We start from the raw sequence: 15,925 nt of genomic DNA on the forward strand, positions 1-15,925 counted from the left end.
CCTCGCCGCGCGCGCGGCTCGAGCTCAGCGTGCGGGCGATGCGCGCCGGCACCAATCTCACCAGCGCCGCGGTCGATTACGAGGTCGATATCCGCAACAGCGGCGATGCCGCCGCGCTCGGCATCCGGCTGGACCTGCGGCTGCTCAGCGCGAGCGCGGATCAGGATGCGATCCTCACCGCGCTCTATGCCGCGCAGATCGAGCGTCCGGCGGTCGCGCCGTTCGACATTCCCCCCGGCGAGCAAGTCTCGCTCGGCGGAATGGCGATGCTGCCCAACGAGGCGATCAGCGTGATGGCGCTGCAGGGGCGCGGCTTCTTCGTGCCCTTGCTTTCGCTCAATCTCGTCTATGGCTGGGGCACCGCCGCGCGCGGCCAGACCGCCAGCGCCTATATCATCGGCATCGAGCGCGGCGGCGCGGCGAAGATGGCGCCGTTCCGGCTCGACACCGGCCCGCGCATGTTCGATCAGGTCGGGATACGGCGGCACACACTGACAATCGACCGCTAACGCCCTGGAGTTGCCTGACATGACGAAGACGTCCATCACCGCGCCGCGCGCTTTGCTTGCCGCGCTGCTTGCCGGCACGATGCTCACCGCCTCGGCGGTCGCGCAGCAGGCGCCGGCCCCCGCCGGCGACATCCCGGCCAAGTTCACCCCGCCGACCGCCGCCAACGATTACGAGCGCCGCGAATTCATGGTGCCGATGCGCGACGGCACCAAGCTGTTCACCGTGATCGTCGTCGCCAAGGGCGCGAAGAACGCGCCGATCGTGCTGACGCGCACGCCGTACGACGCGGGCAGCCGCGCCCGGCGGCAGGACAGTTCCAGCATGCTCTCGACGCTGCCGCTGGCCGACGAGATGTTTGTGAAGGGCGGTTATATCCGCGTCTATCAGGACATCCGCGGCAAATACGGCTCGGAGGGCGATTATGTCGTCACCCGCCCGGTGATCGGCCCGCTCAACCCGACCAAGGTCGATCACGTCACCGATGCGTACGACACGATCGACTGGCTGGTGAACAAGGCCAATCTGCCCGAGAGCAACGGCCGCGTCGGCATGATCGGCTCGTCCTACGAGGGCTTCACCGTCGCCATGGCGCTGCTCGCGCCGCATCCTGCGCTGAAAGTCGCGGCGCCGGAAAGCCCGATGATCGACGGCTGGATGGGCGACGACTGGTTCCATTACGGCGCGTTCCGCCTTGCCAACATCGCCTGGCTGGGCAGCCAGACCGGCTATAAGGGCCCGGGCAAGGCGCCGCCGAGCGGCGGCTATGACGATTACGACAATTTCCGCGACATCGGCTCGGCCGGCGCCTGGGCGGAGAAGTCCGGCTATGCGCAGCTGCCCTATTGGCAGCGCATGGTCGCGCACCCGTCCTATGACGGCTTCTGGCAGGGCCAGGCGCTCGACAAACTGCTCGCCGCCAACCCGTCCAACGTGCCGACGATCTGGGAACAGGGCCTGTGGGACCAGGAGGACATGTACGGCGCGATCACCGCGTGGGAAGCGCTCAAGGCAAAGGGCAAGACCGGCAACAACTTCCTCGTCATGGGCCCGTGGCGCCACAGCCAGATCAACCGCGAAGGCCGCAGCCTCGGCCCGTTCCAGTGGGACGGCGATACCGCGCAGCAGTTCCGCGAGCAGATGGTGCTGCCGCTGTTCAATCAATATCTGAAGGACGGCCCGGCGGTGACGCTCCCCGCCGCGACGATCTACAATACCGGTGAGAACCATTGGGACCGGTTCGCGACCTGGCCACTGGCATGCGAGCAGGGCTGCGCGGCGCCGCTCAAGCCGATCTATCTCCAGGCCAGCGGCGGCCTCGGCTTCGACAAGGCCGGGGCAGGGGGCGACAGCTATGTCTCCGATCCCGCCAAGCCCGTCCCGCATCTGCCGCGCCCGGTCAATTTCGGCGACGGCCGCTGGGGCGACTGGCTGGTCAGCGACCAGCGCGGCGTCGACGGCCGGCCCGACGTGATGACCTATGAAACGCCGGTATTGCGCGAGGCCGTTCGCGTCTCCGGCGCGCCGATCGCCGACATCTTCGCCCGCACCACCGGCACCGACGGCGATTTCGTCGTCAAGGTGATCGACGTCTATCCCGACGAGATCGCCAGCGACGCCAAGATGGGCGGCTATCAGCTGCCGATCAGCCAGGACATCTTCCGCGGCCGCTACCGCGACAGTTTCGCGAAGCCGACGGCGATCCCGGCGAACAAGGTGCAGCGCTACAAATTCCGCCTGCCGACGGTGAACCACGTGTTCCAGCCCGGCCACCGCATCATGATCCAGGTCCAGTCCTCGCAATTCCCGCTCTACGATCGCAACCCACAGAAGTTCGTCTCCAACATCTTCCTCGCCAAGAAGAGCGATTACCAGAAGGCGACGGTGACGATCGAACGCGGCGGCGCGGCAGCAAGCGCGGTGTGGCTGCCGGTGGTGGCGCTCGATCAGTCGGCGGCCATGGCGAAATGACCCTGCCGGCCGCGCCGCCCGCGTGATTTGCGCGGGCGGGCGGTTTGCGCTATGCGCGCCCCCTTCCAACGAGACATCGGTGGATTCGCGCGGGAGGCGCCCTTTCGAGGGCGTCGCTGGAACCGCTAAACTTGAACCGGCCGGGCGTTCGCGCGCGGCCCCTATAGAGTGAGACAGCCACATGGCTAAAAAGATTACCGGCTATATCAAGCTGCAGGTTCCTGCAGGCAAGGCCAACCCCTCCCCGCCGATCGGCCCTGCGCTGGGTCAGCGCGGCGTCAACATCATGGAATTCTGCAAGGCGTTCAACGCCTCGACGGGCGATCAGGAAGCCGGCACGCCGCTGCCGACCGTGATCACCGTCTATGCCGATCGTTCGTTCTCGTTCGAGACCAAGACGCCGCCGGCATCGTACCTGATCAAGAAGGCCGCCGGCATCAAGTCGGGCTCGAAGGAGCCGGGCAAGGTTTCGGGTGGCAAGATCACGCGTACGCAGCTGGGCGAGATCGCGACCGCCAAGATGAAGGATCTGAACGCCAACGATCTGGTCGCTGCGACCAAGATCATCGAAGGCAGCGCGCGGGCCATGGGCCTCGACGTGGTGGAGGGCTAAGCACATGGCATTCAAGAGCAAGAAGCAGAAGGCTGTCACGATCGATCGTGAGAAGCTGCACGGCATCGACGAAGCGATCGCGCTGGCCAAGTCGGGTGCGACCTCGAAGTTCGACGAGACGATCGAAGTCGCACTGAACCTCGGCGTCGATCCGCGTCACGCCGATCAGATGGTCCGCGGCGTCGTCACGCTGCCCAAGGGCACCGGCAAGACGGTCCGCGTCGGCGTGTTCGCCAAGGGTGCCAAGGCTGACGAAGCCCGCGCCGCCGGCGCCGACGTCGTCGGTGCGGAAGACCTGATGGAGCTCGTCCAGGGCGGCACGATCGATTTCGATCGCTGCATCGCGACCCCGGACATGATGGGCATCGTCGGTCGCCTGGGCAAGATCCTGGGCCCCAAGGGCATGATGCCGAACCCCAAGCTCGGCACCGTGACGATGAACGTCGGCGCGGCGGTCGAAGCGGCCAAGGGCGGCCAGATCGAATATCGCGTCGAAAAGGCCGGTATCATCCATTCGGGCATCGGCAAGGCCAGCTTCCCGGCGGAAGACCTGCGCGCGAACTTCGACGCGTTGGTCGATGCGGTCGTCAAGGCCAAGCCATCGGGCGCCAAGGGCAAATATGTCCAGAAGGTCGCCGTGAGCTCGACGATGGGCGTCGGGATCAAGGTTGACGTGGCGGGCGTCGTCGCGGCCTGATCGCCGACGATCTCGAACCGACGAACGGGGTCGCAAGCGTCATGCTTGCGGCCCCTTTTCGTGTCAGCCGGGCTTGGCCGCGCCGATATCGTGCAGCACCTGCGTGGCGGCACCCAGCACCGCGGCGCGCGCGCGCAGCGAGGCGTCGAGGAACGGCGTGTTGAGGCTGAGGAAGCGGCGCGGCGTCATGCCGAGGAACGTGTTGGCGTCGCGCAGGAAATGCGGCACGTCGAAATAGCTCTTGTCGAGCCGGGCATAGTCGATCGTCTTGTCGGTGCGGGCGATCTGCAGGAACGAGCGCAGGAAGCGCGCGCGCCGCAGCAGCAATTTGGGCGGAAAGCCGAAATGGCGCACCGCCAGCCGGCGCAGCGCATGCGGCTCGATCCCCAGCTCGGCGGCGGCCTGCGCGATCTCCGTCGTCCCCTCGCGGGCGATCATCACCATCAACTGGCGGATCAGCGGCGCGTCGCGGTGGGTGACATCGCGCTGCATCAGCCCGAGCTGCGCGCGCAGCAACGCATCGAGCACCGGCGCGACTTGCCCCTCGCGATCCGAACGATACAGCGCATCGCGCAGGCGCAGCGCGAAACTGCCCGGCAGCGCCGTCGCCAACGGCACGACCCGGTCGCGATAGGTTGCCGCCGGCGGATTGAACAACCGGCTCCAGCCGAGCGCGCTCACCCCGAAGCCGACGAGGATGCCGCCATTGGTGGTCGCCTTCAGCGCGTGCGAGGTCGGGCCGAACAGGCTGACCTCCGGCACCGGATCGAACGTGCGCCGTGCCATCGACACCGAAAAGGGCGCCGCGTCGATCGCGATGCGCACATTGGCGGTGCCGGGCAGGAACCAGTCGACCTGCCCGACATGCCGGTGATCGGCGCTATAGACATGATAGCCGGTGATATAGTCGGCGAGATCGGCGGCGGGCTGATCGTAGCGGATGGCCATGCCGGGCGGCATGGCAAAGGTCGCCGGCACCACGCCCGGGCTGTTCGTGCCGCCGACGATCTGCGTCGGCCCGATGACGGCGCCGCGGTCTCCCGCGGACGTGCCGTCGCTGGATGCTGAATCACCGAATACGCGCGCCACACCGACCCTTTGTTTTTCTGTCCCGCCTGGCCCGATCCCGCGCTCGGATCGGTCCGTTCCGGTCTTTTAGCGCGCTACACGCACTTTTGGTAAGATGCAGGTGAAATTTTGCACGAAATCCGTTTTAAATTGCATGCCGAACCCGGTCGAATCCGCGCGCGGTACATGATGTCCGTAAGGACAATGCCGCGCCGGTGATGGGGCCGTGCCTTTGTCAGGGAGAATTATCGCCGACCGCCGCCCGCGCGGGGTGAGTCGCGCGATGCGATCGTCGCGGCCGCGCCTGGCTGGCCGCGCCTGGGCCTGCGCTATTGCCCGTCATTGCTGCGCCGCGCCGCGCCGGCCCACCGCGCGGCCGCAGACAGCAACGGCCGGGATCGCGCCCGGCCCCGCAGCGGTCCGTCGACAGGATCAGAGGCCGACGACGCCGCCATCGTCCTTGGTGATCACCACCGTCGCCGAGCGCGGGCGCGAGGGCGAGGCGGGGGTGCCGGCCTGGCTGGCCGGCCAGCTGCTGCTGATCGCCGCGGCATTGCCGCCTTCGCCCGGATGCTGGATGTTGACGAATACCGACTTGCCGTCCGGGGTCGAGAAGATGCCGGTGATCTCGCACTGCTTTGGCCCGACCAGGAAGCGGCGCAGCGCCGTGCCCGGTGCCTTGCCGATGCGCGTCGCCTGCGTGCCGGTAGCCCCACCGATCGTGTTGGTGATCGTCTTGGTCGCGCCGTCGTCGACCACGCCCGGGATCGCCGCGAGCATCATGCAGTTGGTCACGTCGGTATAGGCGCCGTCGTCGGTCTGGATCCACATCAGCGGCGTTGCCGTGCCGGTGATGTTGCTCGGCAGGCCGAACCACAGGCCGTCGGGCGAGGAGAAATCGTTGGTCGCGTCCAGCCCGGACAGGTTGATGTTGGCGGCATCCAGATCGCTGCCGGCACCAAAGGCGTAGATGTCCCACTTGAAGCTCAACGCTTCGGACGTGTCGCCGGTCTCGCGCAGGCGGATGACGTGGCCGTTGGCGTTGCCGTTGGAGGCGCCGCCGCTGGTCTTGGGATCGCTATAGGCGCGCGGGTTGGCCGCGTCGGTATTGGCCACGGTGCGCGAGCTGTTGTTGGTCAGCGTCAGATACATCTCGCCGGTGGCGGGATTGACCGCGGTCCATTCCGGACGATCCATCTTGGTCGCGCCGAGCACGTCGGCGGCGAGCCGCGTGTTGATCAGCACGTCGGCCTGATCGGCGAAGGGATAGACCGTGCTGGCGGCGGTCAGGCCGCCCTGGCCGAATACCAGCGGCAGCCAGGTGCCGCTGCCATCGGCGGCGAGCTTGGCGACGTAGAGGATGCCGGCGTCGAGATATTTGTCGCCCATCGCCAGGCGATCGGCGTTGCTGGCATCGGCCGCGGCCCATTTGGCGGTCGAGACGAACTTGTAGAGATATTCGTTCTGCGCATCGTCGCCCATGTAGAAGGCCGGCGACACGCCGACGACGGTGCGGCCGATGACGCAGCCTTCATGGTTCATGCGGCCGAGCGCTGTGCGCTTGCGCGGCACCGACGTGGCGTTGAACGGATCGATCTCGACCACCCAGCCATATTGGAACACCTCGTGGCGGAAATCCGCCGTGCCGTCGGCGGCGAGGCCGGCCTTGGCGGTGACGTTCCAGCGCGAGTAGACCGTGCTGCTGGCATCCGCGGCGACGACGGTCGACCAACCATTGTTGCCCGTGCCGCCCTCGGAGCGGCCATAGCGCGCCAGCGAGACATTCTCCTTGGCCGCGCCGGCCGCGGTGCGCACCGCGGCATCGCCGCTATCGCGGCGGAAATAGCCGACCCAATTCTCTTCGTTGGTGAGATAGGTGTTCCACGGCATGGTGCCGTTGGCGCAATTGTTGATCGTGCCGCGGCCGGTGGTCCCGTCCTTCGAATAGACCGTCTTGAGCAGCGCATGGCCCTTGGCCGGGCCGCTGAACGCCATCGGCGTCATCGGCGTGATGCGGCGGTTGAGCGCGCCGGTCTGCAGATAGCTCCAGGCGCCGCCGGTGCGGTTGATCTCGACCACCGAAACGCCGTGGCATTCGATTTCCTTGAGCGCTTCGGCCTCCGGGCGAACCCCGCCGACCGCAGTCGCGCCGGCCGTGTGCAGATACGGCACGGTGATGTTCTCGTGGTTCATCACCAGCACGCCGCGCGTATTGTTGGTCGGATCGGGCGCGGTGCCGGTGGCGGCGAGCCCGAAATAGCTCATGCCGTCATGATGGTCGCCGGCGCGCTTGGAGAATTCGGTGTCGCTGCCGTCATTCTTGTACGCGGCGACGCCCGCGGCGATCGGATCGCCGAGCCGGTACAGCACCGTGGCGGTATAGCCGGCGGGCACGGTGACCACGTCGTTGAGGTTCTTGGCGACGGCGGTGAAGCCGAGCACCGCCGCGCTGATCGTCACGGTCGTGTCCGCCGTGCTCGGCGTGCCGCTCAGGTTGGTGCCGGTGAAGCGGAACACCAGCGGCGTCGTGCTCGTCACGCTGGGCGCGACGAAGGTCGATACGGTCGGGCTCACCGTGGTCAGCGTGACGGGCGTGCCGCTGATCTGCGTCCAGCCGGAGCTCAGCGAATTGCCGGTCACCGATCCGGTCAGCGTCACCTTCTGGCCCGACGTCGCCGTGCCGTTGGCGCCGGCGGTCACCGCGACGAGCGGCGCTTCGTCCGGGTCGCTCGACCCGCAGGCCGACAGCATCGCGCCACCGAACACTGCGGTAGCCGCCGCCGAAATGCCCCCCATCAGCGTCTGACGGCGCGAATAGCGCGACGCGATCAGATCGTTGAGGTGCGGATTGTCGGACCGATTGGTGTCGATATCGCCGTCGTCATAGGCGGCGATGGCACTGATCTGCTGCGTCATGGTGGAACCCCCGGATAGAAGGCCTGAGCGGCCGTCGCGTTGCTAGTGCGGGCGGAAACTGACACGCCCGCGTCGGCGCCGCGTCTTGCGCGCGTCAATCGCGTGACGGGTTTGTGACGGCGGCGGCGCTGGCGGCCGGCGATTTGACTTTGCCCGGCATTCCGCTAACAGGCGCGCTCTCTCGTTTGCCGGTTCGCCGGGATTCGAGAACCGTCCGAGACAGCAGGTGGTGGGGATTTGCCCCGTCTTAATGTCCTGCCTAGACGGGGAATGGATTTTCCGCTCGGCGTGCCCCGCACGTTGACGGTCTGCTTGCCGCCTGCGGCCGAGTATCCCCATGCCCCTATCGACGGACAACCCGGAAGCGCGGGGTGTTCCCACGCGTCCGGTTTTAACCGGCCCTGCGGCGCGAGCTTCGGGGTCAGACGGGTTTCATCGCTTAGCGGCGATGCGGCCCTAACGTGGAGAATGGCATGGATCGCGCTCAAAAGACCGAGCTCGTTGCCGAGCTGAACCGCAACTTTGCCGAAGTCGGCGTGGTCGTCGTGACCCGCAACCTCGGCATGACCGTTTCGCAGTCGACCAAACTGCGCAACGCGATGCGTGATGCCGGCGCGACCTACAAGGTCTCGAAGAACAAGCTTGCCAAGATCGCATTGGAAGGCACCGAATACGGTTCGCTGAGCGACATGCTCACCGGGCCCGTAGGCCTTGCCAGCTCGATCGATCCCGTCGCGGCCGCCAAGGTGGTGGTCGATTTCGCGAAGACGAACGACAAGTTCGAAATCGTCGGCGGGGCGATGGGTGCGACTGCCCTCGACGTAGAAGGCGTGAAGGCGCTCGCAACGCTGCCGTCGCTGGATGAACTGCGTGCCAAGATCGTCGGCCTCATCGTGGCACCTGCCACGAAGATCGCCACGATCACGCAGGCTCCGGCAGCGCAGCTCGCGCGCGTGCTGTCCGCCTATGCGGAGAAGGAAGCAGCCTGAGCTTTCGAGCTCAGGGCTTACTCGAGACTAATTCTAAACTGAACCGATGGGGCAGCTGCCCCGATACTGGAGACTACACATGGCAGACCTGAACGCGCTGGTTGACAGCCTGAGCGAACTGACCGTCCTCGAAGCCGCTGAGCTGTCGAAGATGCTCGAAGAGAAGTGGGGCGTTTCGGCCGCAGCAGCGGTTGCAGCACCGGCAGCAGGCGGCGGCGCAGCCGCTCCGGCCGCAGAAGAGAAGACCGAATTCGACGTCATCCTGACGGGCGACGGCGGCAAGAAGATCAACGTCATCAAGGAAGTCCGTGCGATCACCGCGCTCGGCCTGACCGAAGCCAAGACGCTGGTCGAGTCCGCTCCGAAGGCCATCAAGGAAGGCATTTCGAAGGACGAAGCCGAGAAGATCAAGGCCCAGCTGGAAGCAGCCGGCGCCACGGTCGAAATCAAGTAAGCCGCAGCGGGAGAGACGAATTAGCTTGGGCTAATTCGCGCTCCCGCAAGGCCGGCCGGCAGCCGCCAGGCTGTCCGACGTGCATGGGCTTCGCCCATGCCGGCCCGCAGCGAAAGGAAAGGGCGGTCCCAGCAATGGGGCCGCCCTTTCTGCGTCCGGCGCCCGCACGCTACTGTTCGGTCTCACGCCGCGGCAAGCGCCCGGCCGGGGCCGTTACGCGCCCGCCGTCACCCGCCCGCTGCGCTCCAGCTTGCCCCAGCCGACCACCACGCCGCGCAGCGCCGCGCCGAGCGCCTTCAGCACGACGTAATACATCACCTGGCGGTAGCCGATGCGCTGCGGGATCAGCAGCCACAGCAGCCGCCAGCGTTCGCGCCGCTCCAGCGCGAAGGCGATCACCGCGGCGAGCAGGTCGATCGCGCTGAACACCAGCCAGTAGAGCAGCATCGTCTCGACATCGCCCGAGCTCTGCGCCCAGCCATGCGCGCGCACCGTCAGCCATGTGCCGATCAGCCCGAGCAGCAGCGCCAGATCGATGATCGGCGAGATCGCGGCGAACAGGATCTGGAACAGGATCGCCTGCGGCAGGCCCACGCGCGCCAGACCCTTGGGCCGACCCTGCGCCATCACCGAACGATGCTTCCACAGGCATTGCAGCGTGCCGAACGCCCAGCGGTAACGCTGCTTGGCGAGCGCGCGGAACGTCTCCGGCGCCTCGGTCAGCGCGACGGCATATTGATCGTAATGCACCTGCCAGCCGAGCCGCTGGATCGCGATCGTCAGGTCCTGGTCCTCGGCCAGCGTGTCGGCCGGATAGCCGCCGGCCTCGGCGATCGCCGCGCGGCGCCACGCGCCGACCGCGCCGGGCACGACGGTGATCGCATCGAGCCGGGCGAGCGCGCGGCGCTCGAGATTCTGCGCGGTGATATATTCCAGCGCCTGCCAGCGCGTGACGAGATTGACGCGGTTGCCGACCTTCGCGTTGCCGGCGACCGCGCCGAGTTTGGGCCCGAGCACCGGATCGGCGAACCAGCGCGCCAGCCTGGCGATCGTCGTCGGCTCGAACTGCGTATCGGCGTCGAGCGCGATGACGATCTCGCCGCTCGCCAGTTCCAGCCCGCGGTTCAGCGCATGCGCCTTGCCGCCATTGGCCAGCGTGAGCAGCCGCACGCGCGGCTCGTCGGCGAAGGTCTCGCGCACGATCGCCGAGGTGCGGTCGTGCGAGCCGTCGTCGATCACGATCACCTCGAGGCGAACGTCGCTGCTGTCGAGCACGCGGTGCACCGAACGCTCGATCACGCGTTCCTCGTTATAGGCCGGGATCAGCACGCTGACGAACAGGCTGGGGTCGAGCGGCGGGAAAACCTGTCGCCCCTCGCGCCGCGCCTGCCACAGCGCCAGACCGGAGAGCAGCAGCGCGCGTGCGATGCCGAGCGAGATGGCGATGCCGAACAGCCAGCCGAGCAGGATCTGCACGTCGCCCAAAGCGGTGAACAGCCCGAGATCGATCCACGCTGCGACCCGGTCGCTGGCCGAGATCGGCGGCATCACCGCCTGGTGGCTGAGCCCGGCGAGCCGCGACACCGGCACGAAGGTGAAGCCGCGCGCGCGCAATTCGCGGATGATGATCGGCAGCGCCGCCACGGTCTGCGCGCGGTTGCCGCCGGCATCGTGCAGCAGCACGATCTGCGCGCTGCGCGCCGCGTCGCCGGCCATCACCTGCGCCACCGTGCGCTGCACGATCGCCGCGACGCCCGGCCGCTTCCAGTCGTCCGGATCGACGTGCAGCCCGACCGAGAGATAGCCCAGCGCCTGCGCCTGCGCGACCGGGCTGATCTCGTCGCCGGTGGTTGGCTCGGCATCGCCGAAATAGGGCGCGCGGAACAGCCGCAGCGAATGGCCGGTAAAGGCCTGGAACAGCCGCTGGTTGGCGTTGAGTTCCAGCATCGTCTCGCGCTCGGTCGCGTTGGCGAGATTGGGGTGGGTATAGGTATGGCTGCCCACCTCATGCCCCTCGGCCACTTCGCGCGCGAGCAGGCTGCGCTGCGTCAGCCCGTTCTCGCCGACCATGAAGAAGGTCGCCGGCACCTTCTCGGCCTTGAGGATGTCGAGGATGCGCGGCGTCCACACGCGGTCCGGCCCGTCGTCGAAGGTTAAGGCGACGAGGCCCGGGCGATAGCCGGTGCGCTCGATCTGATAGGGCAGGGGCAGCGCGGTGAACGCCACGTCGGCGATGCTGCCGTCCGCTGCCGCCTGCACGCGCCGCGCGCCCGCCACCGGCGTCGCGCCGATGCGCAGGATCTCGCCCGAACCCTCGATATCGACATTGGTGCCGGCCGAGATCGCCGCGATCGCGCCCGGCTTGGGCAGCGTGCGGTGCGCGCGGCCGAACATCTGCCACAGCGCCGGATCCTCCGCCCCCAGCCGCCACAGCGCCACCGCGTCCAGCCCGTTGGCGGAGAGCCAGTGCAGCTGGTTGTACGCGGAGGCCGCGTCGAGCAGCCACACGTCGTGCGTCGTGCCGCCCTCGGCATAGGCGAAATGGCTGTTGCCGCTGGCCTTGTCGTATACCGGCAGCACGCCCGAATCGTGCGCCGCCAGCCATGCTTCCTCGATCGACGGCGCATCGGTCTCGCCGCCCTTGCGCCAGTCATAGGCATAATTGCCGAACGCCACGACCAGCTTGCCGCGCGGGATGCCGCGCGACGCCCGCGCGACCTGCTCGATGAACCAGCGCTGCCCAGCGATCGGTCCGGGCGCGCCGCCCTGGTAATGCTCGTCATAGGCCATCAGGAACAGCCGGTCGCTGACCGCCGCGAACGCCGGCAGGTCCCAGCCCGGATTGCCGACCGGCGCGGCGATCGCCACCACCAGCCCGCGCGCCCCGAACCGCGCCTTGGCCTCGCGCAGGAACTGGCGGTAGTCGGGCAGCGCCGCATCCGGCAGATCCTCGAAATCGAAAAACACGCCGCCCGCCTGGTTGGCGCGCAGCATCGCCTCGATCCGTGCCAGCGCCGCGCCGCGTGCGCGCGGATCGGCGAGCAGGGCGGCCATGCCCGGCCCGTCCCAATTGCCGTCCTTGGCGTTCTGCACCATCGGCAGCAGCTTGGGGCGGTGCGGTGCGGCGCTGATGATCGCCTTGCCCGCGGCATCGGGGAACAATGTCACGGCGTGATCCGCGCCGGTGATCGACATCCAGCCCGGGATCAGCCAGTCGAGATCGCCGATATGGCGGCGCAGCGAGGCGGTGCTGGCATCGTCCCACGGCGCGTGGAAGGCGATGGCGAGCGGCGCTTCCGCCGGCTGCGCGCCGAGCATCCGCCGCGCCACGCGCAGCGCATGGCCGAGCCGCGGCCCGTGCTGCCCCGCGCCCGCCTCGGCGCCCAGCCCGTGGACCGGCGGCCGCTCGACCGCGAAGGGCAGCGGCTTCTGCGGCAGCACATCGAGGATCGAGCCGACGAACAGCACTGCCGCGAGCAGCACCAGCGCGACAAACGCCGCCTGGGCCAGGCGGAAGCGGCGGCGGCGGCGGCCGGAGGCGTCGTAGAAAATCGGTTCGGCCACGGTGATCGTCTCGGCTGGGGCGGTGCGCCCGGTGGGTCCTCGCGCCGCCGCTGCGCCCGTCGCCGCGCCGGGGCAAGCAGATTCGCACGGCGCTCGCGGCGATCGGCTGGAACGCGCCGGGCGGCAGCGCTTGCAGCACGCCGCCTTGCGCACCGGGCGGCGTTTCGCGGGCGAGGTGCGGGACGCCGTGGGCCGTTGAAAACCGGGCCGAGCCGACATGCCGGAGCCCGCGCGATGTCGAAACAAACGGCCTTGCCATGAATGTATGGCAGCCATATAGTAATGGCAAATAACGATAACGTTCGGGGGAGCGTGATGCAGGGAGAAGACCGCGATATCGGCGAGATCGCCACGCGGCTCGGCTATCAACTCCGCCGTCTCGACGTGCTCTCGATGGAAATGCTGCATGGCCTGATGGCCGATGTCGGCGTGCCGCCCGGACGCGCGACCGCGCTTGTCTATATCGATCTTCATCCCGGCTGCGATCAGGCCGAGCTTGGCCGTGTGCTGGGCATCAATCGCGCGAGCACGATGGCGGCCGTCAACCGGCTGGTCGCCCTGGGGGCGGTCGAGCGCCGTCCTGGCCGCGATCGCCGCAGCAATGCACTGCATCTGACCGCCGAGGGCCAGTACCTCCGCCAGCAGGTCACACAGATCACGGCCGACCACGAGGCCAGCATCTTTGGATGCCTGAGCGACACCGAGCGCACGGAACTGTTCCGTCTGCTGCTCAAGGTCCGCCAGGCCAACACCGCAATCGCACCGCAAATCACCGCAAGCAGACGGGCGATCCTCAGGAGGGTAAAATGAAGACCATATTGCTGGGCGGCGGCGTCATCGCCGCATTGCTGTCGACCGGTGTGCAGGCGCAACAGGTGGCGCCACCGGATACAACCACCGCCGTCGCGCCGGACATGCCGATCGCCGACGACGGCAACGACATCCTGGTCACCGCGCGCCGCACGTCCGAACGCCTGCAGGACGTGCCCGTCGCGATCACCGCGTTCAGCGGCGCAGCGCTGGCCGATCGCAACGTCGCCACGCTCGACGAGATCGCCAAATTCACCCCCAACATCCGCTTCGACGGCGCCGCCGCTTTGTCCGGCGGCAATTACAACGCCACCGTGTTCGTCCGCGGCGTCGGGCAGAACGACTTCGCGATCTTCAGCGATCCCGGCGTCGGCTTCTATGTCGACGACGTCTATTATGCCCGCTCGATCGGCGGCGTGATGGACGCGGTCGATATCGACAGCGTGCAGGTGCTGCGCGGGCCGCAGGGCACGTTGTTCGGCAAGAACACGATCGGCGGCGCGGTGCTGATCAACACCACCGCACCCGATCTGGACAAGGTGTCCGGCCGGCTCGAGGCCACCTATGGCCGCTTCGATCGCATCGACGTGAAGGGCGCGGTGAACATCCCGATCGTCCCCGGTCTCGCCGGCCTGCGCATCTCCGCCGCCAGCCTCAACCGCGACGGGTACGTCAAGCGCCTGCTCGATGGCGACACGCAGGGCGATCGCTCGGCGCAGATGGTCCGCGCCAAATTGCGCATCCAGCCCGAAGGCAGCGGCCTGACGATCGATATCGGCGGCGATTACACGCGCGCGCGCGAAACCTCCGCGCCGTCCGATCTGCTCGCCGTCGGCAACAAGCCGGGCATCACCGGCATTCCTTTCCTGGTCAATTACAACCGCTATGTCGCGCCGAGCCGCGGCATCATCGCGCCCAACGGCCAGCCGACACTCAACCCCAGCTTCATCACCGCCAGCCCGTTCGAAACCTGGGCCGGCGGCCCCAACGACAACGATCTCGATCTGTGGGGCGCGCAGGCGGTTGTCGCCTATGACATCGGCGGCGCGACGCTCAAGTCGATCTCCGCCTATCGCCACATGAAGGCCTATTTCACTCGCGATGGCGACAACACGCCGTTCGTCTTCCGCCAGACCACCAACCGCGACAAGCAATGGCAGTTCAGCCAGGAGCTGCAGCTCACCGGCAAGACGTTCGACGATCGGCTGAGCTATGTGCTCGGCGGCTTCTACTTCAAGGAAAAGGCCTCCGACATCGCCACCGCCGATCTCGCCATCGGGCTGCAGGCGCCCGCCGCCCCGCCGCCCTTCACGCCCGCCGTGTTCATCCGCAACTATACCGACAATCGCAGCCTCGCCGCTTACGGGCAGGTCGATTTCGAGATCGTGCCCCGGCTCAGCGTCACCGCCGGCGGCCGCTACACCAGCGACAAGAAGACCTTCACCTCGATCAACGTGCGCCAGCGCGACAATGTACAGTTCACCAACGTCACCAGATCGGCCACGTTCGAGAAGTTCACGCCGCGCCTCGGGCTGAACTTCAAGGCGTCGCGCGATCTTCTGCTCTACGCATCCTGGTCGAAGGGCTTCAAGCAGGGCGGGTTCAACGGCCGCCCGCTGGTCAGCGAAGACGAGGTCACGCAATACAAGCCCGAGGAGCTCACCACCTACGAAGCCGGCATCAAGGCGCAATGGCTGGACGGCCAGCTGACCACCAATCTCGCCGCCTTCCATTCCAAATATGAAGATATCCAGCTGACGGTGAACCAGACGCCGACCAACTTCGTCGCCAATGCCGCCGCCGGCGAGATCAACGGCTTCGAATTCGAAACCGTCATGCGCCCGGCGCGCTGGCTGTCGTTCAACGCCGCGGTCGGCTATCTCGATGCCAAATACACCTCGGTCGGCCAGGGCCTCGGGCCCACGCAGATCCTGCCGATCACGCTCGATACCGGCTTCGTCAAGGCGCCGGAATGGACCGTCACCACCGGGCTCGACGTCAGCCACGAATTCGCCAATGGCAGCGAGGCCGCGCTGCGCGTCGATTACACGCAGTATAGCCGGATCTATCACGACGTGGCCAATTCGCCGATCATCACCGATGACGGCTATGGCCTGCTCAACGCCCGGCTGAACTACACGCTGCCGGGCCGGGCGATCACGCTGGCGGTGTTCGGCACCAATCTCACCGATACGCTGTACCTCGTCTCGGGCAACGTCTCGGGCGCGTTCGGCCTGGCCGAGGCCAGCTATGGCCGCCCGCGCGAATGGGGGGTGAGCGCCAGCGTCAAGTTCTGAACGCCCGTGGCCATCGCGGCGCGCGGGGGGCGCGGCGCG

At 67.5% G+C, this 15,925-nt stretch carries 11 protein-coding genes; 8 read left to right on the top strand and 3 right to left on the bottom strand.

From position 1 onward, the window contains the following. From NV401_RS00005 to rplA, 4 genes are all read left to right on the top strand, one after another. Positions 1-509 (top strand): hypothetical protein (locus tag NV401_RS00005; protein ID WP_261292335.1); only part of this gene is annotated, 509 nt, incomplete at its 5' end. 79 nt (positions 510-588) lie between these two features. Continuing rightward, positions 589-2,478: a CocE/NonD family hydrolase gene (locus NV401_RS00010; RefSeq protein ID WP_261293041.1), complete on the top strand. Its 1,890-nt coding sequence runs from the start codon at positions 589-591 to the stop codon at positions 2,476-2,478. A 181-nt stretch (positions 2,479-2,659) separates the two neighbouring features. Next, positions 2,660-3,091: a 50S ribosomal protein L11 gene (gene rplK / locus NV401_RS00015; RefSeq protein ID WP_261292336.1), complete on the top strand. Its 432-nt coding sequence runs from the start codon at positions 2,660-2,662 to the stop codon at positions 3,089-3,091. Positions 3,092-3,095: 4 nt separating this feature from the next. Next, complete coding sequence (rplA, locus tag NV401_RS00020) at positions 3,096-3,788, top strand: 50S ribosomal protein L1 (protein WP_261292337.1); 693 nt, start codon at positions 3,096-3,098, stop codon at positions 3,786-3,788. Positions 3,789-3,851: 63 nt separating this feature from the next. Here the strand turns inward: rplA and NV401_RS00025 are convergent, their stop codons facing one another. Both NV401_RS00025 and NV401_RS00030 read right to left on the bottom strand, forming a co-directional pair. After that, the gene (locus NV401_RS00025; protein ID WP_261292338.1) at positions 3,852-4,877 is read right to left on the bottom strand and encodes a helix-turn-helix domain-containing protein; all 1,026 of its coding nucleotides are present in this window, start codon (positions 4,875-4,877) and stop codon (positions 3,852-3,854) included. Positions 4,878-5,288: 411 nt separating this feature from the next. Beyond that, entirely contained in the window at positions 5,289-7,772 is a 2,484-nt protein-coding gene (locus NV401_RS00030) for a PhoX family protein (protein WP_261292339.1), read from the bottom strand. Between the two features lie 473 nt (positions 7,773-8,245). Between NV401_RS00030 and rplJ the strand changes: the two genes are divergently transcribed. Continuing rightward, on the top strand, positions 8,246-8,761 hold the full coding sequence (gene rplJ, locus NV401_RS00035; RefSeq protein ID WP_261292340.1) for a 50S ribosomal protein L10: 516 nt from the start codon (positions 8,246-8,248) through the stop codon (positions 8,759-8,761). Between the two features lie 79 nt (positions 8,762-8,840). Further along, positions 8,841-9,215, top strand: coding sequence for a 50S ribosomal protein L7/L12 (rplL, locus tag NV401_RS00040; RefSeq protein ID WP_261292341.1), 375 nt, complete (start codon positions 8,841-8,843; stop codon positions 9,213-9,215). Between the two features lie 213 nt (positions 9,216-9,428). Here the strand turns inward: rplL and NV401_RS00045 are convergent, their stop codons facing one another. After that, complete coding sequence (locus NV401_RS00045) at positions 9,429-12,779, bottom strand: polysaccharide deacetylase family protein (RefSeq protein ID WP_261292342.1); 3,351 nt, start codon at positions 12,777-12,779, stop codon at positions 9,429-9,431. A 261-nt stretch (positions 12,780-13,040) separates the two neighbouring features. Here NV401_RS00045 and NV401_RS00050 point away from each other — a divergent pair, with 261 nt between their 5' ends. Both NV401_RS00050 and NV401_RS00055 read left to right on the top strand, forming a co-directional pair. Beyond that, the gene (locus NV401_RS00050; protein ID WP_261292343.1) at positions 13,041-13,589 is read left to right on the top strand and encodes a MarR family winged helix-turn-helix transcriptional regulator; all 549 of its coding nucleotides are present in this window, start codon (positions 13,041-13,043) and stop codon (positions 13,587-13,589) included. Further along, on the top strand, positions 13,586-15,886 hold the full coding sequence (locus tag NV401_RS00055; protein WP_261292344.1) for a TonB-dependent receptor: 2,301 nt from the start codon (positions 13,586-13,588) through the stop codon (positions 15,884-15,886). Before NV401_RS00050 ends, NV401_RS00055 begins: the two co-directional genes overlap by 4 nt. Positions 15,887-15,925: the final 39 nt, after the last annotated feature.

Origin of the sequence: Sphingomonas hylomeconis (assembly GCF_025370105.1) — a bacterium.
Taxonomy (GTDB): domain Bacteria; phylum Pseudomonadota; class Alphaproteobacteria; order Sphingomonadales; family Sphingomonadaceae; genus Sphingomonas; species Sphingomonas hylomeconis.

What these genes read in the sequence shown, in the direction of transcription:
- NV401_RS00010 (WP_261293041.1), top strand. Translation starts at nt 589, where the DNA reads ATGCTCACCGCCTCGGCGGTCGCGCAGCAGGCGCCGGCCCCCGCCGGC.
- rplK (WP_261292336.1), top strand. Translation starts at nt 2,660, where the DNA reads ATGGCTAAAAAGATTACCGGCTATATCAAGCTGCAGGTTCCTGCAGGC.
- rplA (WP_261292337.1), top strand. Translation starts at nt 3,096, where the DNA reads ATGGCATTCAAGAGCAAGAAGCAGAAGGCTGTCACGATCGATCGTGAG.
- NV401_RS00030 (WP_261292339.1), bottom strand. Translation starts at nt 7,772, where the DNA reads ATGACGCAGCAGATCAGTGCCATCGCCGCCTATGACGACGGCGATATC.
- rplJ (WP_261292340.1), top strand. Translation starts at nt 8,246, where the DNA reads ATGGATCGCGCTCAAAAGACCGAGCTCGTTGCCGAGCTGAACCGCAAC.
- rplL (WP_261292341.1), top strand. Translation starts at nt 8,841, where the DNA reads ATGGCAGACCTGAACGCGCTGGTTGACAGCCTGAGCGAACTGACCGTC.
- NV401_RS00050 (WP_261292343.1), top strand. Translation starts at nt 13,041, where the DNA reads ATGTATGGCAGCCATATAGTAATGGCAAATAACGATAACGTTCGGGGG.
- NV401_RS00055 (WP_261292344.1), top strand. Translation starts at nt 13,586, where the DNA reads ATGAAGACCATATTGCTGGGCGGCGGCGTCATCGCCGCATTGCTGTCG.